The sequence below is a fragment of the Exiguobacterium sp. s95 genome, from assembly GCF_018618655.1.
Lineage (GTDB): Bacteria > Bacillota > Bacilli > Exiguobacteriales > Exiguobacteriaceae > Exiguobacterium_A > Exiguobacterium_A oxidotolerans.
The window spans coordinates 1-357 of sequence record NZ_JACSMM010000028.1 but is presented as its reverse complement, the minus strand read 5'-3'; the positions used below and the strand labels follow the sequence as shown (position 1 = coordinate 357).

Below are 357 nucleotides of genomic sequence, written 5' to 3'. Positions count from 1 at the left end.
CGAGATCGTCAAAAACCACGACGTCATCGGCATCGAGACCTTGCAAGTGAAGAACATGCAGAAGAATCGCAAGTTGAGCAAGTCCATCTCGGATGTCAGTTGGTCGGAGTTCTTCCGCATGCTCGGATACAAGGCGGCATGGTACGGGAAGACCGTCGTGAAAGTCGGCAAGACCTTCGCCTCTAGTCAACTGTGTTCCAGTTGCGGACATCAACACAAAGACGTGAAACATCTTGGCTTGCGTGAATGGACATGCCCGAGTTGCGGCATCCACCACGACCGTGATGTGAACGCAGGACTGAACCTCAAACAAGAAGCTGAACGCCTCTTAGCTTCTTCAACCGTCGGGACGACGGG

The 357-nt window shown here is 53.2% G+C and carries 1 protein-coding gene; it reads left to right on the top strand.

The window, feature by feature from the left end:
* Positions 1 to 357, top strand: a 357-nt coding sequence (locus KNP99_RS15235) for an RNA-guided endonuclease TnpB family protein (protein ID WP_215193349.1), incomplete at both ends; no start/stop codon positions are given.